We start from the raw sequence: 24,707 nt of genomic DNA, 5'->3' as shown, positions 1-24,707 counted from the left end.
AAACGGCTCGCCCGGCGTTCCCGGGCGTTGTCCGTCGGGGGAGGGAACAGGTTGGCCAGGCGACAGTTCGTTGCCCGGTTGCGACTCTCGCCACCCCCTCCGAAGGTCGTATCGGGCGCGGGTTCCTCCGACTTTCGGCGGCTTGTGTGGGTCGGGCCTGCTGTGTATCTTGATCAGCCTTTGGCCGTTTGGGCGGTCACGATCCTGTTTTTCGAAGATTGGCCCCACGAGGCGAATCCGAGCGTTTTACATAAAAAAATTGAGGAGCACATCGATGCGCGTCATTCTGCTGGGAGCTCCCGGGGCCGGTAAAGGTACTCAGGCAAAGTTCATCACCGAAAAATTCGGTATCCCGCAAATTTCCACTGGCGACATGCTGCGTGCCGCAGTCAAGGCGGGCACCGAGCTGGGCGTCAAGGCCAAGAGCATCATGGATGCCGGCGGCCTGGTGTCGGATGACCTGATCATCGCCCTGGTCAAGGATCGTATCGCTCAAGCCGATTGCGCCAACGGCTTCCTGTTCGACGGCTTCCCACGCACCATTCCCCAGGCTGAAGCCCTGGTGACTGCCGGTGTTGAGCTCGATCACGTGGTCGAAATCGCGGTCGACGACGAAGAGATCGTCCAGCGCATTGCCGGTCGTCGTGTCCACGAGCCGTCCGGCCGTGTCTACCACACCGTCTACAACCCGCCGAAAGTCGCGGGCAAGGACGACGTCACCGGTGAAGAGCTGGTGCAGCGCAAGGACGACACCGAAGAAACCGTGCGTCATCGCCTGTCGGTCTACCATTCCCAGACCAAGCCGCTGGTGGCGTTCTACCAGAATCTGTCGGCTGCCCAGGGCAAGCCGAAGTACAGCCACATCCCGGGCGTTGGCACGGTCGATGCGATCACCGGCAAGGTGCTCGAAGCGCTGAGCTGAAAAGTCTGATCAGTTGCAACAACTACGGCCCGCTTGCGGGCCGTAGTTGTTTATACTGGCGCACTTTTTTTCCACCTGATTTACGGACACATCGATGAGCACCTTGCTGGCCCTGGACACCGCGACTGAAGCTTGCTCCGTTGCCTTGCTGCACGACGGCAAGGTCACGAGCCATTACGAGGTGATCCCGCGCCTGCATGCGCAGAAGCTGTTGCCGATGATCCAGAAACTGCTGAGCGATGCCGGGACGACCTTGCAGGCAGTGGACGCGATTGCCTTCGGTCGCGGGCCGGGGGCTTTTACCGGCGTGCGCATCGCCATCGGCGTGGTGCAAGGACTGGCGTTTGCCCTGGAGCGGCCGGTGTTGCCGGTGTCGAACCTGGCGGTGCTGGCCCAGCGCGCTTTGCGCGAACAAGGCGCCCGCCAAGTCGCAGCGGCCATCGATGCGCGCATGGACGAGGTGTACTGGGGCTGCTATCGCGAAACCGACGGCGAGATGCGTCTGGTGGGTGCCGAAGCGGTATTGCCGCCCGAAGCGGCGGCGTTGCCGAGCGGGGCCGACGGTGATTGGTTCGGTGCCGGTACCGGCTGGGGCTACGGCGAGCGCATCGCCGTCAGCCTGACCGGCCAGGACGCCACCTTGCTGCCTCACGCCGAAGACCTGCTGGCCCTGGCGCGCTTCGCCTGGGCCCGTGGTGAAGCCATTGTGGCCGATGATGCGCAGCCGGTGTACTTGCGGGACAAGGTCGCAACGCCAAAATCCGAGCGATAAACCCAGCCTCCAGAAGCGGAACGCGGAGCGTCCCTGGCGGCATTCCCACGCGGAGCGTGAGGAACGATCTTCCACCGCCGCCGCAGCCTGATCGTTCCCACGCTCTGCGTGGTAATGCATCCCGTGACGCTCTGCGTCACCTTCCAGAAGCGGAACGCGGAGCGTCCCTGGCGGCATTCCCACGCGGAGTGTGAGGAACGATCAAAAGTCATTCCTCTTCTCAAAGTTATTTACGCCCCCAAAAGTCACACCCAATATTGCCAGTCGTCATTTTTTCAGGCCGTTTTTAAACCTTTTGGGCTTTATGTGTTCTAGTTATCACTTGCGCATTTGCGCGGCTGCGAAAGTGCCGCTAAATTGCCATCATTGATACCGAGCATTCTGTTATGCGTATAGACGGCTTTTCATCCCAGTCCTATCCCATCAAGCGCAAGCCTCGTGCAGGCAAAATCGCTGAGCAAGAATCCTTCGATGATGATATCGATGGCGAACTGGAGTTCCCGTCTGAAGAGCAATTGGCCGCCCGTGCCGCCAAAGCCTCCGCGCAACGCCTGAGCAATCTTCCCGCCCGCCAGCAAGACATGCTCTATCACCGTGCAATGAGCCGCAGTGTCGCCACGGCCCTGGCGAGCTACCTGAGCACCGCCGGTTTCGTCGATTGGGATATGGAAGTGCTGGGTCTCGATCTCTACATCTGATGGTCTTGCCTTACTACCTGGGCTGCCCCTCCTGGAGCGAAAACGCCTGGCGTGATTATCTTTATCCCCAGGACGCCAAAAGCACCGACTTCCTGAATCTCTATTCCCAAGTGTTCAATGCCGTGGAAGGCAATACGACCTTCTACGCCAGCCCGTCTGCGGCCACGGTCCAGCGCTGGGCCGAAATCATGCCCGAGCACTTTCGCTTCACCGCCAAGTTTCCCGGTGACATCAGCCACAACGGCGACTTGCGCGAGCGCCTGACGGCCACCGAAACCTTCCTGCAACTGCTCAGTCCCTTGGGTGAGCGCGTCTCGCCGTACTGGCTGCAACTGTCCAAGGCCTTCACCCCGAATCGGTTGCCGGAACTGGCGGGGTTCATCGACGCCTTGCAGCGCCCCTTGGCCGTGGAGGTCCGTCACGATGAGTTCTTCGCCAAGGGCGATGCCGAACGGCGCCTCAATCGCCTGTTGCTCGATCGTGGTGTTGAACGCATCTGTCTCGATCCCCGGGCCTTGTTCAGTTGCACCTCGCTTGATCCTGCGGTGCTTCACGCGCAATCGAAAAAGCCTCGCGTGCCGCTCCGGCCTGCGGCGTTCACCCAATGTCCGCAAGTGCGCTTCATCGGTCATCCGGTGCTGGAAGCCAATGAACCGTTCCTGACGCCGTGGGTGGAAAAAATCGCCGGATGGATCGAAGAGGGGCGCACGCCCTATATCTTCCTGCACACCGCCGACAACCTGCTGGCGGCCAAACTCGCGCAACGCTTCCACACTCGCCTGATGAGTCGTTTGCCTGGATTGCCGGCCCTGCCTGAGCTATATAGAGAGCCCGCCGCCGAGCAACTGGGTTTGCTCTGAGGCCCATTCCTTCTCTGCTCAGGAGCGAACTACATGGATGCGCAAACTCGTCGAGCCCAGGCGTTCAAGGCCTTGCACGAACGTGAAGGGGCTTTTGTCATTCCCAACCCGTGGGATGCCGGTTCGGCCAAGATGCTGGCCAGCCTCGGCTTTGAAACCCTGGCGACCACCAGCGCCGGCCACGCCTTTTCCTTGGGCCGGCCCGATGGCGCGCTGGGCCTGGAGGACACGCTGGCCAATGTGCGGGCGATTGTGGCGGCCACCGACCTGCCCGTGGCTGTAGACCTGGAGAACGGTTTTGCCGATGCCCCCGACGATTGCGCGCGTAACCTGCTCCGTGCGGCGCAGGCCGGTGCGGTGGGTGGTTCGATCGAAGATGCCACGGGGCGCGAAGACAGCCCGATCTATTGCTTCGACCATGCCGTGGCGCGGGTCAAGGCCGCCGCCGACGCGGTGCGCAGCCTGCCGTATCCCTTCCTGCTGACGGCCCGGGCGGAGAACTTCCTGCACGGCAATCCGGACCTGGACGACACCATTCGCCGCTTGAAGGCTTTCGCAGACGCAGGTGCCGACGTGTTGTACGCCCCGGGGCTGAGCAGCGCCGAGCAAGTGCTTGCCGTGGTGCGGGCCGTGGCGCCGAAACCGGTGAATGTGCTGATGTCCGGGGCGCTGGACCTGACCGTCGCGCAGTTGAGCGAGTTGGGCGTCAAGCGCATCAGCGTCGGATCGGCGTTGGCCCTGGCCGCGCTTGGCGAGTTCTTCCGCGCCGCCGAGGAAATCCAGCAGCAGGGCACGTTCACCTTCACGCGCCGCTCGATGCCGTTCAAGCAGGCCAACCAATTATTCAAGGGTTGATGCCCGAGGCAACATCGTGCGGTTTTTGAAAGTTCTTGCGGTCGTGGCACTGCTCGTTGGCGTCGCAGTGCTGGGGGTATGGCGCGGCTGGGTGGCGGTGCCGCCCCAATGGAATCCCTGGGCGCCCCTGGACGTCAACCTTGCGCCGAACCTGCTGACCCGTTTCAAGCTCATGGCCCTGCGCAACGACCCACAGCTGTGCGACCAGGCCCTCGCCACGTCGGGGCTGCGCACCGCTCGCCAGGCTGACAGCGGCGCCAATACCGATTGCCCGCTGACCAACGTGCTGAGGGTGCAGGGCGGTGAGGTAGCGCTGAGCAGCAGTTTCCTCGCCAGTTGCCCGCTGGCCGTGGCCTTCGCGCTGTTCGAGCGCCATGGGTTGCAGCCGGCGGCAGCGGCGGTCTATGGGCAGAAAGTGACGCGAGTCGATCACCTCGGCAGTTTCGCCTGTCGCAACATGTACGGTCGTGAGAACGGCTCGCGTAGCCAGCACGCCACTGCCAGTGCGCTGGACATCGCCGGGTTTCGCCTGGCCGATGGGCGCACGGTCAGCGTGCTCAAGGACTGGCCCAAGGACAATGCCGATGCGCGCTTTCTACGTCAGGCCCGCGACGGTGCCTGCGATATGTTCAGTGTGGTCTTGAGCCCGGATTACAACGCGGCGCACCGCAACCATTTTCATCTGGATGTGGGGCCTTGGTGGATCTGTCGCTGATTTAAGCGGCGATGCGCAGGTTCTGCAGCACGATCGGACGTGCCCAGCGGGTGTCGAAGTCCAGTTGTTTCTGCTGCGCCACCAATTCCTCTTCCGGGAAGGGCGGGAACGGCTTGTCCAGCAGGTCGAGTTCGAACTCGGCAATCGGCAGGTGCAGTGGGCGCGGTTGCGGTGCAGGGCCGGGCTCCGGCAGTGGTTGGCCGGCGGTGAGGACGAGTGGGCGAACCCAATTGCTTTCGAAGGTCTGCTGTTTTTGCTGGGCGGCGATTTCTTCCGCTGGGAAAGGCGGGAACGGCTTGTCCAGCAGGTCGAGTTCGAATTCAGCGATGGGCAGGAACAGCGGCTCAGGCGGCTTGACCGGTGTTTCGGTCACTTCGCAGGTGCGCTGGCTGACGATGTGCTCCAGCAGTTCGGCGCCGAGGGTCGGTTCAACCGCTTCATCGAGGGCCACTGGCTGGTAGCTGCCAGGTGCCGGTGCGTTATCACCCAGTTGATCGGCCAGGGCCCGGGCAAAAAAATCCTGCCACAGGTGACTGACGCCGCTCAGCGCTTGGGTGTTACGCAGGCTGTAATCGCCGTAAGGGGAGATAACGCCTATCGATGTGGATTGAATGTCTGACATTTTTCTCGGTCGACGCTCAGCTCTGGCAAAATGCCGTTCACCGTTGTTATCGGCCGTTTTTGCCGATCCTTAATTTTTTGAGCATGTTTCCATGAGTGAGCAACCCGCGGCCTGCCGCATCCATGTCGAGGCCCTGGCCCCGGCCTTCCAATCGCAGGCCGAGCACTGGGCCGAGCGGCTTGGCCTGCCTTTGCAAGTGGACGATGGCGAGTTTGCCTTGCAGATCGGCGAGCAGGGATTGCAGTTGCAGCAACTGGGCCCGGACGCGCCAGGACCGGTGCGGGTGGACTTTGTCGAGGGCGGAGCAGCCCATCGGCGTTTGTACGGTGGCGGCAGCGGCCAGATGATCGCCAAGGCGGTCGGTATCGCCCAAGGTGTGCGTCCGCGGGTGCTGGATGCCACGGCCGGGTTGGGCAAGGATGCGTTTGTGCTGGCCAGCCTGGGCTGCGAAATGAGCCTGATCGAGCGTCAACCGTTGATTGGGGCCCTGCTGGAGGATGGCCTGGCCCGCGCGGCGGAGGATTTCGACGTGGCGCCGATCGTGGCGCGCATGCGTTTGCTCAAGGGCAATTCCATCGAAGTGATGCGCGACTGGGAAGGCGAACCGCCCCAGGTGATCTACCTGGACCCGATGTTTCCCCACCGGGAGAAAACCGCCTTGGTGAAGAAGGAAATGCGCCTGTTCCGCCCTCTGGTGGGCGATGACCCGGACGCCCCGGCGCTGCTCGCTGCGGCCCTGGCCCTGGCGACCCACCGGGTAGTGGTCAAGCGCCCACGCAAGGCTCCGTGCATCGAAGGGCCGAAGCCGAGTCATGGGCTCGATGGCAAATCCAGTCGCTACGATATCTACCCGAAGAAAGCGCTCAAGCCCTGATCTGTGGGAAAAGGTGTTCTGTCGGAGAAGAATGATCTGTGGGAGCAAAGCTTGCTCGCGATGAACGATGACGCGGTGTTCTGAGAGATCGCAGCGCCGCCATCGCGAGCAAGCTTTGCTCCCACAGGTCAACCTCTGTCGGGGAAAGCTTTGCTCCCACAGGTCAACCTCTGTCAGGGAAAGCTTTGCTCCCGCAGGTCCACCTCAGTCAGAGAAACCGGTGGCAGGCCTAAGGCCGATAAGCCCGCATAAACAACTCCACCACTTCCTGCACATGGGCCTCGGCCGCTTCAGGTTCCAGTGGCGCGCCGCAGCCATACAACAGGCGGAAGTTCGCTGCGCCCTTGATCAGGCAGAAGAAATGCTCGGCGGCGTTGCGCGGTTTGTCGATGCTCAGGGCGCCGTGCTGGTTGACCTTGGTCAGCAGGCGTTCCATGCCTGAGAGTATCCGTTGCGGGCCGGCTTCGAAGAAAATCGACGACAGCTTCGGGTCCTGGCTACCCAAGGCCATGATCAACCGATGCAGATTCAGCGATTCGTCGCTGTTGATCAGTTGGTTGAAACCGCGAGCGATGTTCAACAACACATTTTCGATCGGAACGCCGTCAGGCCATTCAAAAAAAAGCGTCGGTACCTGTTCCTCACACTTGGCGATCACGGCGGAGGAAAATAGCGTCTCCTTGTCCTTGAAATGGCTGTAGACCGTAAGTTTCGACACGCCCGCCTCAGTGGCGACGGCGTCCATACTGGTGCTGGCATAACCCAGATGCATGAACAGTTTCTTCGCCGCGTCGAGAATGGCCTGGCGCTTGGCCAAGTCCTTGGGACGGCCGGGGCCGGAAGGGATTGGAGGATTGTTCGACATTTCTTCGCTTTAATACTGGACTGGTGAGTTTGCTATTAATAACATACTCGCCAGTATAATTATTCCAAGCACCATTAGCGAAAGGTCACTCGCCATGTTCCGCTATGCCTTGCCCCTCGCCGTGCCAGTCACCCTGGCTTTTTTATTGTCTGCGTGCGGTCATGACGAGCCGGTCCCGGTCGCCGTGCGCCCGGCCCTGGTGGTGAAACCACAACCTTCAACCCAGGCGATGGACAGTTACCCCGGTGAAGTGCGAGCACGGTTCGAGCCCGACCTGGCCTTTCGCATTGGCGGCAAGGTGAGCCGACGACTGGTCGAAGAGGGCCAGCGGGTCAAGGCCAATCAACCACTGGCCGAACTCGATCCCGAAGATGTGCGCCTGCAACTGGAGGCCTCCCGTGCCCAGGTCGCTGCCGCCGAGGCCAACCTGAATCTGGTGCGCGCCGAGCGTGACCGCTACAAAACCTTGATGGAACGGCAGATGGTCAGCCGCTCCCAGTACGACAATGCCGAAAACCTTTACCGCTCCGGCACCGCGCGGCTCAAGCAGATCAAGGCCGAGTTCGACGTCGCCAACAACCAGGCCAGCTATTCGGTGCTGCGTGCGCCCCAGGATGGCGTGGTTGCGCGGCGTTCGGTGGAGGTCGGGCAGGTGGTGGCGGCCGGTCAAACGGTGTTCACCCTGGCGACCGACGGCGAGCGTGAAGTGCTGATCAGCCTGCCGGAACAGGGTTTTGGCCGGTTCAAGATCGGCCAGCCGGTTTCGGTCGAACTGTGGAGCCAGCCCGACCAGCGTTTCAGCGGACGTATTCGCGAGCTCTCGCCGGCCGCCGACCCCAAGTCCCGTACCTTCGCCGCCCGTGTGGCCTTCACCGCTGGCAGTGTCCCGGCCGAGCTGGGCCAGAGCGCCCGGGTGTTTATCCAGACTGCCGACAAGGTGCCGCTGTCGGTGCCCTTGTCGGCCCTGACGGCTGAAAATGGCGCGACGTACGTTTGGGTGGTCAACGCCAACAACACCCTGAAAAAAGTCCCGGTGCGGGTCGGCGCCTTCGGCGAAAAGACCGTTCCGGTGCTTGAAGGCCTCAACCCAGATGACTGGGTGGTGGCGGCCGGCGTGCATGTGCTCCTCGACGGCCAGCAGGTGCGGCCGGTGGATCGCTCCAACCGCGTGGTCAACCTGACGGCCAAGGAGTAATCCCCGATGGGTTTCAATCTTTCCGAATGGGCGCTGCGCAACCGCCAGATTGTACTGTTCCTGATGCTGTTGCTGGCGATCGTTGGCGCGCTTTCCTACACCAAGCTCGGCCAGAGCGAAGACCCACCGTTCACCTTCAAGGCCATGGTCATCCGCACCAACTGGCCGGGCGCCACGGCCGAGGAAGTCTCGCGTCAGGTCACTGAGCGCATTGAAAAGAAGCTGATGGAAACCGGCGATTACGAACGGATCGTCTCGTTCTCCCGTCCGGGCGAGTCCCAGGTGACCTTCGTGGCCCGCGACTCCCTGCATTCGGTGCAGATTCCCGAGCTGTGGTACCAGATACGCAAGAAGATCAGTGACATCCGCCACACCTTGCCGCCGGGTATCCAAGGGCCATTTTTCAACGATGAATTCGGCACCACCTTCGGCAACATCTATGCGCTGACCGGTGACGGCTTCGACTACGCCGTGCTCAAGGACTACGCCGATCGCGTCCAGATCCAGCTGCAACGGGTCAAGGACGTGGGCAAGGTCGAGCTGCTCGGTTTGCAGGACGAGAAGATCTGGATCGAGCTGTCGAACGTCAAGCTGGCGACCCTCGGCCTGCCCTTGGCGGCGGTCCAGCAGGCTCTGGAAGAGCAGAACGCCGTATCGACCGCCGGCTTCTTCGAAACCGGCAGCGAGCGATTGCAGCTACGGGTTTCCGGGAATTTTCAGTCCGTGGAAGAGATCCGCAACTTCCCGATCCGGGTTGCCGATCGTACGTTCCGCATCAGCGATCTGGCCGATGTGCGCCGGGGGTTCAACGATCCACCGGCGCCACGCATGCGTTTCATGGGCGAAGACGCCATTGGCCTGGCCGTGGCCATGAAGGAAGGTGGTGACATCCTGGTGTTGGGCAAGGCCCTCGAGGTCGATTTTGCCCGGATCCAGAACACGCTCCCGGCCGGCATGCAATTGCGCAAGGTGTCGGACCAACCGGCGGCGGTGAAGACCGGGGTTGGTGAGTTCGTCCAGGTGCTGGTGGAAGCTCTGACGATTGTGTTGCTGGTGAGCTTCTTCTCCTTGGGGCTGCGCACTGGGATGGTGGTGGCCCTGGCGATCCCGCTGGTGCTGGCAATGACGTTTGCCGCGATGTATTACCTGGGTATCGGCCTGCACAAGATTTCCCTCGGTGCGCTGGTATTGGCACTGGGGCTGCTGGTGGACGACGCGATCATCGCGGTGGAGATGATGGCGATCAAGATGGAGCAGGGCTTCGACCGGATCAAGGCCGCCAGTTTCGCGTGGACCAGCACGGCATTCCCGATGCTCACCGGTACGTTGATCACCGCGGCTGGCTTCCTGCCAATCGCCACTGCGCAATCGGGCACCGGCGAATACACCCGTTCGATTTTCCAGGTCGTGACCCTGGCGCTGCTGGCGTCCTGGGTGGCTGCCGTGGTGTTCGTGCCTTACCTGGGGGAAAAGCTCCTGCCGGACCTGGCGAAAATTCACGCGGCCAAACATGGCACGGCTGACGGCCAGACCGACCCGTACGGCACGCCGTTCTATAAGCGTGTCCGGCGGATGGTGGAGTGGTGCGTGCGTCGTCGCAAAACCGTCATCATCCTGACCGTGCTGTTGTTCGTCGGCTCGGTGGTGTTGTTCCGTTTCGTGCCGCAGCAGTTCTTCCCGGCATCGGGGCGGCTGGAACTGATGGTCGACCTGAAGCTGCAGGAAGGCGCCTCCCTGAGCAACACCGCCGAGCAGGTCAAGCGCCTTGAAGCGCTGCTCAAGGACCACGTGGGCATCGACAATTACGTGGCCTACGTCGGCACCGGTTCGCCGCGTTTCTACCTGCCGCTGGATCAACAATTGCCAGCGTCCAGCTTCGCCCAGTTCGTGGTGCTGGCCAAGACCATCGAAGACCGCGAGCCTTTGCGCAGTTGGTTGATCTCGACCCTGAACGAACAATTCCCGACCCTGCGCTCGCGGGTCACCCGTCTGGAAAACGGCCCTCCAGTCGGCTACCCGGTGCAGTTCCGCGTCACGGGCGAACACATCGAAAAGGTTCGCGCCCTGGCGCGCAAAGTGGCGGAGAAAGTTCGCGAAAACCCTTACGTGACCAATGTGCACCTGGACTGGGAAGAGCCGAGCAAGGTGGTGTACCTGAACGTCGACCAGGACCGCGCCCGAGCCCTGGGCGTGAGCACGGCCAACCTGGCGAGTTTCCTGCGCAGCTCCCTCACTGGCTCCAGCGTCAGTCAGTATCGGGAAGACAACGAGCTGATCGAAATCCTGCTGCGTGGCACGGTGCATGAGCGCACCGAACTGTCGTTGCTGCCGAGCCTGGCGGTGCCGACCGACAACGGCAAGAGCGTTGCCCTGTCGCAGATTGCGACCCTGGAATACGGCTTCGAAGAAGGCGTGATCTGGCACCGCAACCGCTTGCCGAGCGTGACCGTACGGGCCGATATCTACGGCAAGGAACAACCGGCGACCTTGGTGCAGCAGATCTTCCCGACCCTGGACCCGATTCGTGCAGAACTGCCGGACGGATACCTGCTGGAGGTGGGCGGTACGGTAGAGGATTCGGCCCGCGGCCAGAAATCGGTGAACGCCGGGGTGCCGTTGTTCATCGTGGTGGTGCTGACCTTGCTGATGCTGCAACTGCGCAGTTTCTCACGCACCGTCATGGTGTTTCTCACCGCACCGCTGGGGTTGATCGGTGTCACGCTGTTCCTGTTGATGTTCCGCCAGCCGTTTGGTTTCGTCGCCATGCTCGGCACGATCGCGCTGTCGGGGATGATCATGCGCAACTCGGTGATCCTGGTGGACCAGATCGAACAGGACATCAAGGCGGGGCTGTCGCCCTGGCAGGCGATCATCGAAGCGACGGTACGCCGCTTCCGCCCGATTGTGCTCACCGCACTGGCGGCGGTGCTGGCGATGATCCCGCTGTCACGCAGCCTGTTCTTCGGCCCGATGGCCGTGGCGATAATGGGCGGGTTGATTGTGGCGACGGCGTTGACGCTGTTGTTCCTGCCGGCGTTGTATGCGGCGTGGTTCAGGGTCAAGAAAACCTGAGGCGTTCAGAGGCCAGAACAGATCCAATGTGGGAGCGAGCTTGCTCGCGATAGCGGTGTAACAGTCAACCAAGATGTTGAAGCCAATACCGCCATCGCGAGCAAGCTCGCTCCCACAGTTGTTTCGGATTGAGACTCAGAGCGTACCGAAAACCTTCTTCGCCAAACTGGTCGCCGCAGCCGCCGGATTCTGGCGAATGGTGGCTTCCTGCTTGCCGATCATCTCGAACAACCCGTCCAGCGCCTGCTCGGTCACGTAGTTTTCGATGTTGGCGCTCTTGGCGTCCAGCACGCCGAAGGTCGCGGCCTGGCCGGCGAAGGCATTGTATTTCTGCGCCAGGCCGACCTTGTCGGTGGCTTGCTTGACGATGGGCAGGAACTTGGCGCGGATCTGCTCGCGGCTGCTCTTGTTCAGGTATTGCGTGGCGGAGTCTTGGCCGCCGCTGAGAATGCCCTTGGCATCGTCCACGCTCATGTTCTTCACGGCATTGACCAGGATCGGCTGGGCCTGGACCACCGCAGCTTCGGCGGCCTGGTTCATGCTGGTTTCCAGTTGATCGACCTGATCACCCATGCCGAAGGCTTTCATCTTGCTGGCGACTTTGCCGAGCTTGCCCGGCAGTTCGATCTTCACATCCGGGTTGTTGCTGAAGCCGCCGGGTGTGCCCAGTTGCTTGACCGCTACCTGCGCGCCTTGGGTCAAGGCGTCCTTGAGTCCGCCCGTGGCGTCTTTTTGCGACAGGTCGCCCAGGGACAGGGCCATGGCATTGGCGCAGATCAGCAGGCCTGCGCACAGGCTGGTGAAACGGAAGGTTGAAAGAAGCATGATGGCGTCCTTGATGAAAGTTTGAAAAAGGAATCAGCGTGCGGCGTTGACGCGGATCTTCAACGGCTGCGGATCCTTGCCATCGAGTTGCACGGCGTGTTGTTCAGTGGTGATGAACATCAACTGGCCGTCCACTTCGATGCGGGCACTCACGGCATAACGATGCCCGGGCTTGACCTGGGCCGGATCATAACTGAGGTGGAACGGCAGTGGGACCTGGCCTTTGATCGGGCCGCTCTGCTCATCGAGTACCACCGCAGGGGCGTCGGCCAGGGAAACGTCCTGCAGGCTCACGCTCAAGGTAGCGTTGGGCGGCAGGGCAATGCGTTGCAGATAGAAGACTTCGCCATCGAGGGACGCGGAGGGTGGGGTTGTCGATTGGCAAGCGGCCAGTAGCGCCATGGATGCAAGCAGAGCGAGTTTTTTCATTGGAAGCACCTGGCTCATTGACGCCAGCCACGCGGGCGTCAATGAGCATTTAGCGGATTTGCGTCCAAGCATCCATTCGTAACGTCGCGGTTCAGGAACCGAACGCGGGCGCTTGAACAGTTTCAGCCATCGATGCTGGCGCCAGGCTCAGCAGGATGTCAACGTGTTGATTGCCGCCATCCCAGGTGAAGGCCTGTTCGGTTTCAAGAAAAAGCGCGGTGTCACCTTCGTACGCTTGTGCCTTGACCGAGAGTTCCTCCCCTACGGGCGTCGTCTTGGGGTCGAGGAGAAAGCGATATTGCCAAGGCTGCTGGGTCACTGGCTCCTTAGGCGCCATGTTGGAACCCTGGCCGCCGCTGGCGCTGATCTGAGCGCCGGCAGCATTTTGCACACTGACTTCGGTGCGAGCGGCTTCCGGGAGTTGAAAGCCTTCGGGCAGTTGCAGGGTTAACGTGATGATGTTCATGCTGAATTCCTTTTCAGTACGTCGACATTGACGTGAGCCCATCCTAAAGGCCTGCTCCAAAGTTCTCTGTAGGTCTTTTCTTGGTTTGACGTCGCCTTAGCCGCTGCGCAGCGTCGGAGTAAGCTGGTTGACTGTCCCATCAACTCACCGCAAGCGTTCCATGCTTCTCGGTGAGTGATCGACAACCTTCAACTGTCGGGGCTGATGGCGACCTCTGCGGCATCTTCACTGCGATGCAGCGCCACCTGGCGGATCGACAGGCGAATTTCCGCCGGCAGCACTCGCTTGGCCGCGCCTTCGGCCAGTTCGCCCAGCAGTTCGTGGTAGCTGAGTTTGCCGGCCTCGTCGCGGCGCAGTACGTCGAGGTCGAGCATGGTCTGGATGAAGTGGCGGAACAGGCTCTTGTCGAAGAACTCCGGCGCATTCAGGCCATGCAGGATCGACAGGCGCTGGGCCATGACGGTGCAGAGGTCTTCCAGTTCTTCGGCGCTGATGGTGTTCTGGCCGCTGTTGAGCAGCAGCGAAACAGTCATGTAGAAGCGCTGCAAGGTCTGGGCGATGCTTTTTGACAGCAGGGTCAGCAGCACGAAGTGCCGCGAACTCGGCGCCGGACGCAGGTACAGGTCATTTTCGAAACGCAGCAGGCCCTGTTCGACGAATGCTTCGAGCCACTGGTCGACCACGCCATCCAGTTCTTCCAGCGACCAGCGAATGAACAGCTCCGATTGCAGGTACGGGTACAACGCATGGGTGTAGCGCAGGATCTGCTCGCGGCTCATGCGCGAGCTGCTCTGGAAGAAACTCGCCAGCAACGCCGGCAGGGCGAAGATGTGCAGGACGTTGTTGCGGTAGTAGGTCATCAGTACCGCGTTCTGCTCATCCAGGTACAGAATCTTGCCCAGGGCATCGCTCTGTTCCGACAGCAGGTCCATGCCTTTTACATGTTCGATCAGCGCCCGGCCATCGCCTTCGGGCAGGGTGGTGTGGGGCGAGTACGGGACCTTGCGCAGCAACGCCAGGTACAGGTCGAGCACCCGGGCCATGGCGCGGTCGTCCAGGGCCAGGCGGCTGGTGGACAACAGCGCCAGGGCGACGAGGTTGACCGGGTTGATCGCCGCGGCTTCGTTCAGGTGCCGGGCCACGCGCTCGCCGAGGCGGTTGGTGGTCGCGTTGAGCCAGGCCGGTTTGAATTGCGGGCCCAGTTCCTGCTGGCGCCAATCCGGTTGTTCGCCGTCGAGGAATTCCGCCAGCTTGATCGGTTCGCCGAAGTTCACCGCCACCTGGCCGAAGCGTTGCTTGAGGGCGCCGATGACCTTGAAGATGTCGAAGATCGATTCTTTTTTCTTGCTGGCCCCGCGCAGTTCGCCCAGGTAGGTGCGGCCTTCCAGTACGCGCTCATAACCGATGTAGACCGGCACGAACACGATGGGCATGCGCGACGAGCGCAGGAAGCTGCGCAGGGTGATGGCGAGCATGCCGGTCTTGGGTTGCAGCATGCGCCCGGTGCGCGAACGCCCGCCCTCGACGAAGTACTCCACCGGAAAACCTTTGGTGAACAGCGTGTGCAGGTATTCGTTGAACACGGCGGTGTAGAGCGGGTTGCCCTTGAAGGTGCGACGCATGAAAAACGCCCCGCCACGGCGCAGCAGGCCGCCGATCACCGGCATGTTGAGGTTGATGCCGGCGGCGATGTGCGGTGGCGTCAGGCCGTTGCGAAACAGCAGGTACGACAGCAGCAGGTAGTCGATGTGGCTGCGGTGGCACGGCACGTAGATGACTTCGTGGCCTTGGGCGACGTTCTGCACGCCTTCGATGTGGTTGACCTTGATGCCGTCGTAGATCTTGTTCCAGAACCAGCTCAGCACCACTTCCAGGAAACGGATCGCGGTGTAGGTGTAGTCCGAGGCGATCTCGTTGCCGTAGCGCAGGGCCTGGGCCTTGGCTTTTTCGGCGGAGATCTTTTCCCGCTCGGCTTCCTCGGCAATCGCCTGCTTGACCAGCGGCTGGTTCAACAGGCCCTTGACCAGGTTGCGTCGGTGGGAGATGTCGGGGCCGATGACCGCTGCTTTCAGATTGCGGAAATGCACCCGCAGGATCCGCTGGGCCATGCGTACAGTGCGTTCGTGGCCCTTGTCGTGTTCGATCAGCTCGCGCAGGTGGATCGGCGCGGAGAACTGCACGCGAGTCTTGCGCCCCAGAATCATGATGCTCAACAGGCGGCGCAGGCGTCCGGTGACGGCCCAACTGTCGGCGAACAACAGTTTCCAGGGACTGGATTCGCTGTCGGGCGACTGCCCCCAGAACACGCTGACCGGGATGATCTGGGCGTCTTCGGCGGCATTGTGGGTCAAGGCGTTGACCAGCCGAGTCAGGGTGGGCGGCGCACCGCGCTTGTCCTGGCGGCCGATCCAGTCCGGCGCTGGCGTCAGGTAGAAAAACGCCGCCGGTTCCAGCAGGTTGCCCACCGAGACCGGCAGCACCGGACGGGGCAGGCCGGCCTTGGTGCATTCGGTGTCGAGCACCGCCAGGTCAGTGAGCGAAGGATCTTGCAGGACGTAGAACACCGGACGACTGCGGTCGAGGTTGAGGGTGAAGGACGACTGGTTGATCGTCTCTGAGCGAACCCAGAGGTACAACAGTCGGCGCAGGGTGCCAAACACAAGACGGCGGAACGGGGAGCGGGTCATACGGCTTCTGCATGAGTGAATGGGATGGGGCGGGCGCCAGTGTGCCGGATTCGCCGAAAATCGGCAAAAAAGCGCCGAAGTAAAGTCAGTTGAGAGTTTTCTCGTGTGTCATATACTCGGCCAGTGACTGCCACGGCCTCCCTTATGGATGGCCGGAGGGTGGCTAAAGTTCGTACGGCTTTGCCTTTTGCGGTTGGGCGGGAAAAGCCGACTCAAAAAATAAAAATGGGAGTGAGCATCATGGCAGCACGGGAAACCGGCAGTGTGAAGTGGTTCAACGACGCGAAGGGCTACGGCTTCATCCAGCGTGAGGGCGGGGCGGATGTGTTCGTGCATTACCGCGCCATCCGCGGCGAAGGCCACCGTTCACTGACCGAAGGCCAGCAGGTCGAGTACGCGGTCGTGGAAGGGCAGAAGGGCTTGCAGGCTGAGGATGTGGTGGGGTTGTAACCCGCATTCACTGCCTACACAAAAACCATTGTGGGAGCGAGCTTGCTCGCGATAGCGGTGTGTCAGTCACTTCTAATCTGGCTGATCTACCGCTATCGCGAGCAAGCTCGCTCCCACATTGGCTCTTCGGTGGGCTGGAAGTCAGCGTCACGCCGTCTTCCAGGTAATCTCTTCTTCCCCATCGGCGCTGATGCGAATCCAGCGATCCGCCGACTCCTCGCCTTCTTCCTCGACCCATGACCCAGGCGCGCAGCGCACTTCGACATTCAGTGCGGCGAAGGCGGCGCGGGCGCAGGCGATGTCGTCTTCCCACGGGGTCTGGTCACTTTCCAGGTACAGGCTGTTCCATTTGCCCACGGCCTTGGGCAGCCAGGTCACCGGGATGTTGCCGGCCTTGCACTTGTAGGTCTGGCCTTTCTGCACCCAGTCGCTGCACGGGCCCAGGGCCTGGCCGAGCCAGGCGGCGATGGCCTTGTGGTCGACGTCGGCGTCTTTGAGGTAAATCTCGATATCGGGTTGGCGCATGGATGTCCTCGCTGCGGTCTTGAAAAATCCATTCGCGGATTTAACGGGGCCCGAGCGGTTGCCCGGGACCGGAATCAAAAGGTTATTGAAGAACGAAATAATCGTAGCGCATCGACACCGTGACCTGGAACGGCTCGGCCTGCTCGATCACGCTGGCACGGCGTTCGGCACTGGCGCGCCAGCCGTGGGGCGTCATGGCCAGCAGGTTGGCGCGGTCCTGGCCACTGTCGAGGGTCAGCTTGAATTCGAGGGTTTCGCTGTGATCCAGCACCATGCCCGGCGGCACCAGGGCCAGGTGCTTGTCGTCGGTGTACTCGCGCACTTCGTCGTACAGGCGCTCGCGCAATTCCATCAAGTGGCCGGCGGTGGGGCCGACTTTCATCAGGCCGCCGCCGGGGCTGAGCAAGCGCTTGGCCTCCTGCCAGTCCAGCGGGCTGAATACGCTGGCCAGGAACTGGCAGCAGCCGTCCGCCAGCGGCACCCGGGCCATGCTGGCGATCAACCAGGTCAGCTGCGGGTTGCGTTTGCAGGCGCGCTTGACCGCCTCGCGGGAAATGTCCAGGGCATAGCCATCGGCGTTGGGCAACGCTTCGGCGATCTGCGCGGTGTAGTAGCCCTCGCCACAGCCGATGTCCAGCCAGCGTCCGGGCGCGCGTTCGGCGGCCAGTTCCGCCAGGCGCCGGGCGACCGGGGCGTAATGCCCGGCGTTGAGGAAGTCGCGGCGGGCTTCGACCATCGCCTGGTTGTCACCGGGGTCGCGGCTGTTCTTGTGCTGCACCGGCAGCAGGTTCAGGTAACCCTGCCGCGCGCGGTCGAAGCGGTGGCCGGCCGGGCAGACCACGCCGTTGTCCACCGCGTTCAGCGGTTCACTGCAGATCGGGCAGGCGAGCATCAGGCGAGCAACTTGATCAGCGTCTTGTAGTAGATCTCGGTCAGCACATCGAGATCGGCGGCCAGCACGCGTTCGTTGACCTGGTGGATGGTCGCGTTGACCGGCCCCAGCTCCACCACTTGCGTGCCCATGGTGGCGATGAAGCGACCGTCGGACGTGCCGCCGCTGGTGGACGCCTGGGTCTCGCGCCCGGTGACGTCCTTGATGCTCGACGATACGGCGTCGAGCAGCGCACCGGGTTCGGTGAGGAACGGCAGGCCGGACAGCGCCCAGTCGATGTGCCAGTCCAGCTGATGCTTGTCGAGGATATCGGCAACGCGCTGTTGCAGGCCTTCGACGGTGGATTCGGTGGAAAAGCGGAAGTTGAACACCGCCACCAGATCACCGGGGATCACGTTGGTCGCGCCGGTGCCGGAATTGAGGTTGGAGATCTGGAAACTGGTCGGCGGGAAGAAGTCGTTGCCGTGGTCCCAATGCTCGGCGGCCAGTTCAGCCAAGGCGGGCGCGGCCAGGTGGATCGGGTTCTTCGCCAGGTGTGGATAAGCCACGTGACCTTGCTTGCCGCGCACGGTCAACTTCGCGCCGAGGGAACCGCGCCGGCCATTCTTGACCACGTCGCCCACCAGCGTGGTGCTCGACGGTTCGCCGACGATGCACCAGTCCAGTCGTTCCTGACGGGCCTTGAGGCGTTCGACCACGGCTTTGGTGCCGTGGTGGGCCGGGCCTTCTTCATCGCTGGTAATCAGGAAGGTCAGTGAGCCCTTGTGGTCCGGGTAGTCGGCGACGAACCGTTCGGCCGCCACAACCATCGCCGCCAGGCTGCCTTTCATGTCTGCCGCGCCACGGCCGCAGAGCATGCCCTGTTCGTCGATGACCGCATCGAACGGGTCGAGCTGCCAGGCCTGCACCGGACCGGTCGGCACCACGTCGGTGTGCCCGGCGAAGCACAGCACCGGGCCGTCATGCTTGCCATGGCTGGCCCAGAAGTTATCCACATCCTCGATACGCATCGGTTCGAGCGCAAAGCCCGCGTTGCCCAGGCGCTGCATCATCAGTTTCTGGCAATCGGCATCCACCGGCGTCACGGACGGACGGCGGATCAGGTCGCAGGCGAGTTGCAGGGTCGGCGAGAGGTCGGCGTGGGCCGTCATGAAAGCTCCGGGAATATAGTGTGAACGCAAGGCTTATGCAGGCGCGGACTGGCTCGCGCAAAATGGCGGTTATCTTATAGCAAAACGACCACCATGGGCCCCTGGTGCGGGACAGGTGGAGCACAAAACCTGTGGGAGCAAGCTCGCTCCCACAGAGGTTTTGCTTAAATTGCCGAGACAAAGCCCTATAATGCGCGCCGGTTTTTGGGGTAATGGTCATGAGTACAGAAGATCCACGGTTTGCCGGTATCGCCCGTTTGTATGGCATCGAAGGCCTGGAGCGCCTGCGGGCGGCCCATGTGGCGATTGTCGGGGTTGGCGGTGTCGGCTCCTGGGCGGCGGAAGCCATTGCCCGTTGCGGCGTGGGCGAGATCTCGCTGTTTGACCTGGACGATGTCTGCGTCAGCAACGCCAACCGTCAGTTGCACGCCCTGGACAGTACCGTCGGCAAACCCAAGGTGGAGGTGATGGCCGAGCGGCTGCGCGGGATCAACCCCGACTGCACCGTGCACGCGGTGGCCGACTTCGTCACCCGCGACACCATGGCCGAATACATCACGCCGAACATCGATTGCGTGATCGACTGCATCGACAGCGTCAACGCCAAGGCTGCGCTGATCGCCTGGTGCAAGCGCCGCAAGATCCAGATCATCACCACCGGCGGCGCGGGCGGGCAGATCGACCCGACGCTGATCCAGGTTTGCGACTTGAACCGTACGTTCAACGATCCGCTGGCCTCCAAGGTGCGCTCCACCTTGCGCCGCGACTACGGCTTTTCCCGCACCGTGACCCGTCACTACAGCGTGCCCTGCGTGTTCTCCACCGAACAACTGCGCTACCCGAAACCGGACGGCAGCATTTGCTTGCAGAAGAGTTTTGTCGGCGACGGCGTCAAGCTCGACTGCGCCGGCGGGTTCGGCGCGGTGATGATGGTGACGGCGACGTTCGGCATGGTCGCGGCGACCAAGGCTGTGGATAAGATCGTGGCGGGTGTGCGGCGGCCGGCGGATAGGGTCAAGCCTCAGGTTTGAGCACTGGAGCTGATGCCTTCATCGCGAGCAGGCTCGCTCCCACATTGGATCTTAAGGAACACAAATTTTGTGTACGACACGGATCCCCTGTGGGAGCGAGCCTGCTCGCGATGGCGATCATTCAGTCAGCTCAAGCATCCGCTTCAACACTGCATTCAAGCCATTGCTACGCGACGGCGACAACTGTCGCGACAATCCCAACTGATTGAACCAGCCCGGCAAATCCACCTGCTGCAACTCTTCAGCGGACAATCCGTTGACCCGCGCCAACAGCAACGCCACCAGCCCACGGATCAACCGCGCATCGCTGCTGGCGCAAAACTGCCAATGCCCGTCGTGCAACTGACCCACCAGCCACACCTGACTTTCACAGCCGTGGACGAGGTTGGCCTCGCACTTGTCTTCGTCGCTCAGGGGCGGCAGGCGCTCGCCCCATTGCATCAGCAGTCGGGCGCGTTGTTCCCAACCTGACGCGTCCTGGAAAATCTGCAGCGCGGTGGCGGCCTCGGCGGGCAGGTTCATCGGAGCATCTCCAGGGCCTGGTCCAGCGCCTCGAAGAAACGCTCGAGATCAGCGGAGTCGTTGTACAGCGCCATCGACACCCGAATCGCCCCCGACAGATTCAAATGCTTGAACAACGGCATTGCGCAGTGATGCCCGGCGCGCACGGCGATGCCTTGCTCGGTCAGCAGGTGGGCCAGGTCGGCGTTGTGGATGCCTTCGACCACGAAGCTGACCAGGGCCAGGCGCGGGTTGCCCACCAGGCGAACGCCGTTGCGGGCCAACAGGCCATGGAGCAGGTAGTCATGCAGCGCTGCCTCATGCTCGATGACCGCCAGCGGGTCGAGGTCGGACAGGTAATCCAGGGTCGCCCCCAGGCCGATCACGCTGGCAATCGGCGGCGTGCCCGCTTCGAAACCCAGCGGCGCCGGGCGGAAGCTGGCGCTGTGGTAATCGGCCTGTTGCACCATTTCGCCGCCGAACTGCCAATGACGCAAATTGCCGAGGGCTTCGGTACGGCCAAACAGCACGCCCAGCCCATCGGGGCCGTAGAGTTTGTGGCTGGAAAACACGTAAAAGTCGCAACCCAGCGCCTCCACGTTGTGGCGACCGTGAACCACGCCTTGGGCGCCGTCGATCACCGTCAGCGCGCCCTGGGCCTTGGCCAGCGCCAGCAGCGCCGGCACCGGCTGCCAGGCCCCGAGCACATTGGATAACTGGCTCACCGCCAGCAAGCGCGTACGCGGGCCGATCAGTTCGGCGGCGGCGCCAGGGTCGATCACCCCGTCGGCATCCAGTGGCAACACCACCAGGGTCAATGAACGGCGTTCGGCCAGTTGCTGCCACGGCAGCAGGTTGGCGTGGTGTTCCAGGGCGCTGATGACGATCTCATCGCCCGGGTTGAATAGATGTTCCAGCCCATAGGCCAGTAGGTTCAGCGCCGAAGTGGCGCCGTGGGTGAAGACTACTTGTCCGCAGTTTCCGGCATTGAGCCACTGCGAAACCTTGAGGCGGCTGTCCTCGAACGCCTGTGTGGCATGGGCGCCCGGCAAATGTTGCGCACGGTGCACGTTGGCCGCGCCATTGACGTAGTAATGCGTCAGGGCATCCAGCAGTGCTTGGGGTTTTTGCGTGGTGGCGGCGCTGTCCAGGTAGGTCTGGCCTTGCCGTTGCAGGGCGGCGATGGCCGGGAAATCGGCACGCCAGGGGGATTGGATCAACATGCTTTCGGGCCCTGCTCGAATGACGCCGGACCCTGTGGGAGCGGGCTTTTTTTGTGGGAGCCAAGCTTGGCTCCCACAAAAAGGCTCGCTCCCACAGGTGGTGGTGTGAAGCTTAGTTGTGGGCGTGCAGTGCTTCGTTCAGCTCGATGGCCGATTTGTGCGTCTTGCATTCCACCGCACCGGTCTCGGAGTTGCGGCGGAACAACAGGTCAGGCTGGCCGGCCAGGTCGCGGGCCTTGACCACTTTGACCAGTTGGTTGTTTTCGTCCAGCAGCTTCACTTTGGTGCCGGCGGTCACGTACAGGCCCGACTCCACGGTGTTGCGGTCGCCCAGTGGGATACCGATGCCGGCGTTGGCGCCGATCAGGCAGCCTTCGCCGACCTTGATCACGATGTTGCCGCCGCCCGACAGGGTGCCCATGGTCGAGCAACCGCCGCCCAGGTCCGAGCCCTTGCCGACGAATACGCCCGCCGAAACACGGCCTTCGATCATGCCCGGGCCTTCGGTGCCAGCGTTGAAGTTGACGAAACCTTCGTGCATCACGGTGGTGCCTTCGCCCACGTAGGCGCCCAGGCGGACCCGTGCGGCATCGGCGATACGCACGCCGGCCGGAACCACGTAGTCGGTCATTTTCGGGAACTTGTCCACCGAGAACACTTCCAGCAGCTCGCCACGCAGGCGGGCTTCGAGCTGATGCTCAGCCAGTTCGCTCAAGTCGATCGCGCCCTGGCTGGTCCAGGCCACGTTCGGCAGCAGCGGGAAGATGCCGGCCAGGTTCAGGCCATGAGGCTTGACCAGGCGATGGGACAGCAGGTGCAGCTTGAGGTAGGCCTCAGGGGTGGAAGACAGTTGGGCGTCTTCGGCCAGCAGCGTGGCGACCAGCGGCTTGTGGCTTTCGGCCAGGCGGGTCAGCAGCGCGGCTTGCGCGGCATCGACACCCTTGAGTGCTTCTGCCAGTTGCGAGGCCTGGGCGGTGGTGAAGGTGATGGCCTGGTTGCCTTCGCTGTAGCCGAGAATCGGCGCGATGGCTGCGACGATGTCAGCCGACGGGTTGAGCAGCGGCTGTGCGTAGAACACTTCCAGCCAGGCGCCTTGACGGTTTTGAGTGCCGACACCGAAGGCCAGGCTGAACAGGGTAGTGGACATGAAATTACCTCTACAAAATGGACTGGGCAGGCTTACTTGATCTCTGCCGCATAAATATCTGGCTTGAAGCCAATCAGGGTTCGGTCACCGAGGTCAAGCACCGGGCGCTTGATCATCGAGGGTTGGGCGAGCATCAGTTCGATGGCTTTCGGCTGGTCGAGATCGGCTTTGCGTTCGTCGTCGAGTTTGCGAAAGGTCGTACCGGCACGGTTCAACACCACTTGCCAGCCATGCTCGTTGCACCATTGGGTCAGGCGCTCACGGTCGATGCCGGCAGTTTTGTAATCGTGAAAGTCATAGCGCACCGCGTGCTCATCGAGCCAGGTACGCGCTTTTTTCATCGTATCGCAGGCTTTGATGCCGAAAAGCTGTAAGTGCTTGTTTTCCTTGGGCATGAATGCTCCCCCAAAACGTTCCCGGTATCGTCCTGAAAATCAGCGGACGATTATGCCACGTCGTTCCTTTCAGTGCCTTGACTGTCGCGACGGATCGGACGAGGCGGAACCGATAGGAAAGAGGTGGCCACACAGCGCAGGTAAACCCAGCACTTTTGCGCACAAGAGACCCGCCCATGGATTCCATCTCCCTGACACCGCCCCATCCACTGACCAATCAGACTGAAGAAACCCTCCCGCCCCATTCAACGACATCGGCCACCGGGACCGCTGCATCTGTCCCGATCGGCCCCGTCACGGCTGAACAGGACCTGGCAAATCGGACTGGTGCAATCAAGGCCCAGCTCACCCGGGTATTCGAGCCGCATATGAACGGTGCCAATCGCGAGACCTTCGAAGCACTGATCGACGATCGTTCGCGTACCTTGGCCAATGACGGGGAAACCGCGGAAAGCGTCGATGCCGTGCTGACCAAAGGCTCGCGGCTGGATCGTGCAGCCCATGACACTGTTGGATTCCTTCGTTCGGTTCCCTTCGGCGCGGCGTCCATCGCGCTGGACTTCGTCCCGGCGGTGACCGGCAATGGCTCGATTACCGCGCCGTTGGCACTGTCGGCGATTGCCGGCCTGGTCAGCAGCGCCAGCGACACGGTCGGCAACGGCCTGATCAAGCGTGCCACCAGCGACACCCAGTGGCTGGTGGCCGAAAATGCCGATCTGGAGCCGGTCATGCAGGAAGCCGCCCAGGCGGTGAAGCCGAGCCTGACGACCCAGGCTATCGAAGGCAGCCTGACTTTCCAGACCTTCTCCGCGCGAAACGTGTTGCGTACGGTCATCCAACCCGTCGTGACGAAGACCGTCGATGCGCAAACGGGCAGCAAGGTGGACTCAGTGATAGCTGCCATCGGCTCTCCGCTTTCAGGCATGGCCGCCTATGACCTGCAACATTCCATCGATAAATCCAAACACCGGATTGGCCCGGAATACCTGTTGGGGCGTCAAGACTGGCACCAGCGTTACAAGGACCTCAAGAATTATGGCGTAGGGAGTGCTGCGATGGGCATTGCGAAGCGGGTCGGCAGTCTGCCGCTGGACGCGATGCGCGATGGCAGCAAATCGCTGCAAGCCTTGGTTACGCCGACAGGCCTGGTCAGTGGTCTCGGAGCGTTGGCCGGCGGTATTACTGCGATCGGCATGGCCCAGACCGCCGCTGTCAACGCAGCCAGGAGCGCCGGGATTTCGCCTGCGGGTGTTGCGGCGGCGGGGAAGGCGACGGTTACGGCCACGATGGCCCCGGTGCTCGCCGCCTGGGTGACAACGGGAGTGATGACCCAGCCGTTGGCGGACAAGGCCTCCGCCGCGTTGGACAGGCTATCCGCCGGTCCCGCTCATCCGGATGAGCTGCAGGGAATGTTGCCCTTGGTCGAAATGTCGACGGCCGAACAGATCGGGGAAGACAGCGACAATGAGGGTGACGGCGTCGATGTTGTCTCGGGCCGCTCGACCCTCAATGCCGCCGAGCGAGCTGTTTAGCGT

The 24,707-nt window shown here is 62.2% G+C and carries 25 protein-coding genes; 12 read left to right on the top strand and 13 right to left on the bottom strand.

Annotated elements, in window-relative coordinates:
* Positions 1-274 precede the first annotated feature (274 nt).
* The 6 genes from adk to F7R20_RS13390 all read left to right on the top strand — a co-directional run bounded on the left by adk (position 275) and on the right by F7R20_RS13390 (position 4,822).
* The gene (adk, locus tag F7R20_RS13415) at positions 275-922 is read left to right on the top strand and encodes an adenylate kinase (RefSeq protein ID WP_003198170.1); all 648 of its coding nucleotides are present in this window, start codon (positions 275-277) and stop codon (positions 920-922) included.
* A 94-nt stretch (positions 923-1,016) separates the two neighbouring features.
* A complete protein-coding gene (gene tsaB, locus F7R20_RS13410) occupies positions 1,017-1,694 on the top strand; it encodes a tRNA (adenosine(37)-N6)-threonylcarbamoyltransferase complex dimerization subunit type 1 TsaB (protein WP_003198172.1) in 678 nt (225 codons plus the stop codon).
* A 386-nt stretch (positions 1,695-2,080) separates the two neighbouring features.
* Positions 2,081-2,392, top strand: coding sequence for a hypothetical protein (locus F7R20_RS13405; RefSeq protein WP_003198174.1), 312 nt, complete (start codon positions 2,081-2,083; stop codon positions 2,390-2,392).
* Positions 2,392-3,252, top strand: coding sequence for a DUF72 domain-containing protein (locus F7R20_RS13400; RefSeq protein WP_003198176.1), 861 nt, complete (start codon positions 2,392-2,394; stop codon positions 3,250-3,252). Before F7R20_RS13405 ends, F7R20_RS13400 begins: the two co-directional genes overlap by 1 nt.
* 33 nt (positions 3,253-3,285) lie before the next feature.
* Positions 3,286-4,107, top strand: a complete 822-nt coding sequence (locus F7R20_RS13395) for an isocitrate lyase/PEP mutase family protein (RefSeq protein ID WP_003198178.1) — start codon at positions 3,286-3,288, stop codon at positions 4,105-4,107.
* Between the two features lie 16 nt (positions 4,108-4,123).
* Entirely contained in the window at positions 4,124-4,822 is a 699-nt protein-coding gene (locus F7R20_RS13390) for an extensin-like domain-containing protein (protein WP_003198180.1), read from the top strand.
* A 1-nt stretch (position 4,823) separates the two neighbouring features.
* Here F7R20_RS13390 and F7R20_RS13385 read toward each other — a convergent pair whose 3' ends face one another.
* Complete coding sequence (locus tag F7R20_RS13385) at positions 4,824-5,444, bottom strand: hypothetical protein (RefSeq protein ID WP_003198181.1); 621 nt, start codon at positions 5,442-5,444, stop codon at positions 4,824-4,826.
* A 91-nt stretch (positions 5,445-5,535) separates the two neighbouring features.
* Here F7R20_RS13385 and F7R20_RS13380 point away from each other — a divergent pair, with 91 nt between their 5' ends.
* Complete coding sequence (locus F7R20_RS13380; protein ID WP_003198183.1) at positions 5,536-6,318, top strand: class I SAM-dependent methyltransferase; 783 nt, start codon at positions 5,536-5,538, stop codon at positions 6,316-6,318.
* A 229-nt stretch (positions 6,319-6,547) separates the two neighbouring features.
* On the opposite strand, the gene F7R20_RS13375 is transcribed toward F7R20_RS13380, so the two are convergent.
* Complete coding sequence (locus F7R20_RS13375; protein ID WP_003198185.1) at positions 6,548-7,183, bottom strand: TetR/AcrR family transcriptional regulator; 636 nt, start codon at positions 7,181-7,183, stop codon at positions 6,548-6,550.
* 94 nt (positions 7,184-7,277) lie between these two features.
* Here F7R20_RS13375 and F7R20_RS13370 point away from each other — a divergent pair, with 94 nt between their 5' ends.
* Together F7R20_RS13370 and F7R20_RS13365 are read left to right on the top strand one after the other, a co-directional pair.
* Positions 7,278-8,378, top strand: coding sequence for an efflux RND transporter periplasmic adaptor subunit (locus F7R20_RS13370; RefSeq protein WP_003198187.1), 1,101 nt, complete (start codon positions 7,278-7,280; stop codon positions 8,376-8,378).
* 6 nt (positions 8,379-8,384) lie between these two features.
* On the top strand, positions 8,385-11,450 hold the full coding sequence (locus F7R20_RS13365; protein WP_003198188.1) for an efflux RND transporter permease subunit: 3,066 nt from the start codon (positions 8,385-8,387) through the stop codon (positions 11,448-11,450).
* Between the two features lie 135 nt (positions 11,451-11,585).
* On the opposite strand, the gene F7R20_RS13360 is transcribed toward F7R20_RS13365, so the two are convergent.
* The 4 genes from F7R20_RS13360 to plsB form a co-directional block, all read right to left on the bottom strand.
* Positions 11,586-12,275 (bottom strand): DUF4197 domain-containing protein, encoded by a 690-nt coding sequence (locus tag F7R20_RS13360; protein ID WP_003198190.1) that lies wholly within the window; start codon positions 12,273-12,275, stop codon positions 11,586-11,588.
* A gap of 33 nt (positions 12,276-12,308) precedes the next feature.
* A complete protein-coding gene (locus F7R20_RS13355; protein ID WP_003198192.1) occupies positions 12,309-12,704 on the bottom strand; it encodes a YbaY family lipoprotein in 396 nt (131 codons plus the stop codon).
* Between the two features lie 91 nt (positions 12,705-12,795).
* Entirely contained in the window at positions 12,796-13,170 is a 375-nt protein-coding gene (locus tag F7R20_RS13350) for a hypothetical protein (RefSeq protein WP_003198194.1), read from the bottom strand.
* 188 nt (positions 13,171-13,358) lie between these two features.
* Entirely contained in the window at positions 13,359-15,857 is a 2,499-nt protein-coding gene (gene plsB / locus F7R20_RS13345) for a glycerol-3-phosphate 1-O-acyltransferase PlsB (protein WP_003198195.1), read from the bottom strand.
* A gap of 240 nt (positions 15,858-16,097) precedes the next feature.
* Between plsB and F7R20_RS13340 the strand changes: the two genes are divergently transcribed.
* A complete protein-coding gene (locus F7R20_RS13340) occupies positions 16,098-16,307 on the top strand; it encodes a cold shock domain-containing protein (protein WP_003198198.1) in 210 nt (69 codons plus the stop codon).
* Positions 16,308-16,454: 147 nt separating this feature from the next.
* Here the strand turns inward: F7R20_RS13340 and F7R20_RS13335 are convergent, their stop codons facing one another.
* The 3 genes from F7R20_RS13335 to dapE form a co-directional block, all read right to left on the bottom strand.
* Positions 16,455-16,832, bottom strand: a complete 378-nt coding sequence (locus F7R20_RS13335; RefSeq protein WP_003198200.1) for a hypothetical protein — start codon at positions 16,830-16,832, stop codon at positions 16,455-16,457.
* Between the two features lie 82 nt (positions 16,833-16,914).
* The gene (locus F7R20_RS13330; RefSeq protein WP_003198202.1) at positions 16,915-17,724 is read right to left on the bottom strand and encodes a putative RNA methyltransferase; all 810 of its coding nucleotides are present in this window, start codon (positions 17,722-17,724) and stop codon (positions 16,915-16,917) included.
* The gene (gene dapE / locus F7R20_RS13325; RefSeq protein WP_003198203.1) at positions 17,724-18,875 is read right to left on the bottom strand and encodes a succinyl-diaminopimelate desuccinylase; all 1,152 of its coding nucleotides are present in this window, start codon (positions 18,873-18,875) and stop codon (positions 17,724-17,726) included. The genes F7R20_RS13330 and dapE overlap by 1 nt, the downstream gene beginning before the upstream one ends.
* Before the next feature lie 218 nt (positions 18,876-19,093).
* Here dapE and tcdA point away from each other — a divergent pair, with 218 nt between their 5' ends.
* Positions 19,094-19,906 (top strand): tRNA cyclic N6-threonylcarbamoyladenosine(37) synthase TcdA, encoded by an 813-nt coding sequence (gene tcdA / locus F7R20_RS13320; RefSeq protein WP_003198205.1) that lies wholly within the window; start codon positions 19,094-19,096, stop codon positions 19,904-19,906.
* 117 nt (positions 19,907-20,023) lie between these two features.
* On the opposite strand, the gene F7R20_RS13315 is transcribed toward tcdA, so the two are convergent.
* The 4 genes from F7R20_RS13315 to F7R20_RS13300 all read right to left on the bottom strand — a co-directional run bounded on the left by F7R20_RS13315 (position 20,024) and on the right by F7R20_RS13300 (position 23,172).
* On the bottom strand, positions 20,024-20,428 hold the full coding sequence (locus F7R20_RS13315) for a SufE family protein (RefSeq protein ID WP_003198207.1): 405 nt from the start codon (positions 20,426-20,428) through the stop codon (positions 20,024-20,026).
* Positions 20,425-21,630, bottom strand: a complete 1,206-nt coding sequence (locus F7R20_RS13310; RefSeq protein WP_003198209.1) for a cysteine desulfurase — start codon at positions 21,628-21,630, stop codon at positions 20,425-20,427. The genes F7R20_RS13315 and F7R20_RS13310 overlap by 4 nt, the downstream gene beginning before the upstream one ends.
* 112 nt (positions 21,631-21,742) lie before the next feature.
* Positions 21,743-22,777 carry a 2,3,4,5-tetrahydropyridine-2,6-dicarboxylate N-succinyltransferase gene (dapD, locus tag F7R20_RS13305; protein WP_003198211.1) on the bottom strand — a complete coding sequence of 345 codons (1,035 nt, stop codon included), beginning with the start codon at positions 22,775-22,777 and terminating at the stop codon, positions 21,743-21,745.
* A gap of 32 nt (positions 22,778-22,809) precedes the next feature.
* Positions 22,810-23,172, bottom strand: a complete 363-nt coding sequence (locus tag F7R20_RS13300; protein WP_003198212.1) for an ArsC family reductase — start codon at positions 23,170-23,172, stop codon at positions 22,810-22,812.
* 176 nt (positions 23,173-23,348) lie between these two features.
* Between F7R20_RS13300 and F7R20_RS13295 the strand changes: the two genes are divergently transcribed.
* A complete protein-coding gene (locus F7R20_RS13295) occupies positions 23,349-24,704 on the top strand; it encodes a hypothetical protein (RefSeq protein ID WP_003198215.1) in 1,356 nt (451 codons plus the stop codon).
* Positions 24,705-24,707 lie beyond the last annotated feature (3 nt).

It is taken from the genome of Pseudomonas brassicacearum subsp. brassicacearum, assembly GCF_008801605.1.
In the GTDB taxonomy this organism is placed as follows: domain Bacteria; phylum Pseudomonadota; class Gammaproteobacteria; order Pseudomonadales; family Pseudomonadaceae; genus Aquipseudomonas; species Aquipseudomonas brassicacearum.
The sequence above is the reverse complement of the archived record's forward strand: the minus strand, read 5'-3'. Positions and strand labels throughout refer to the sequence as shown.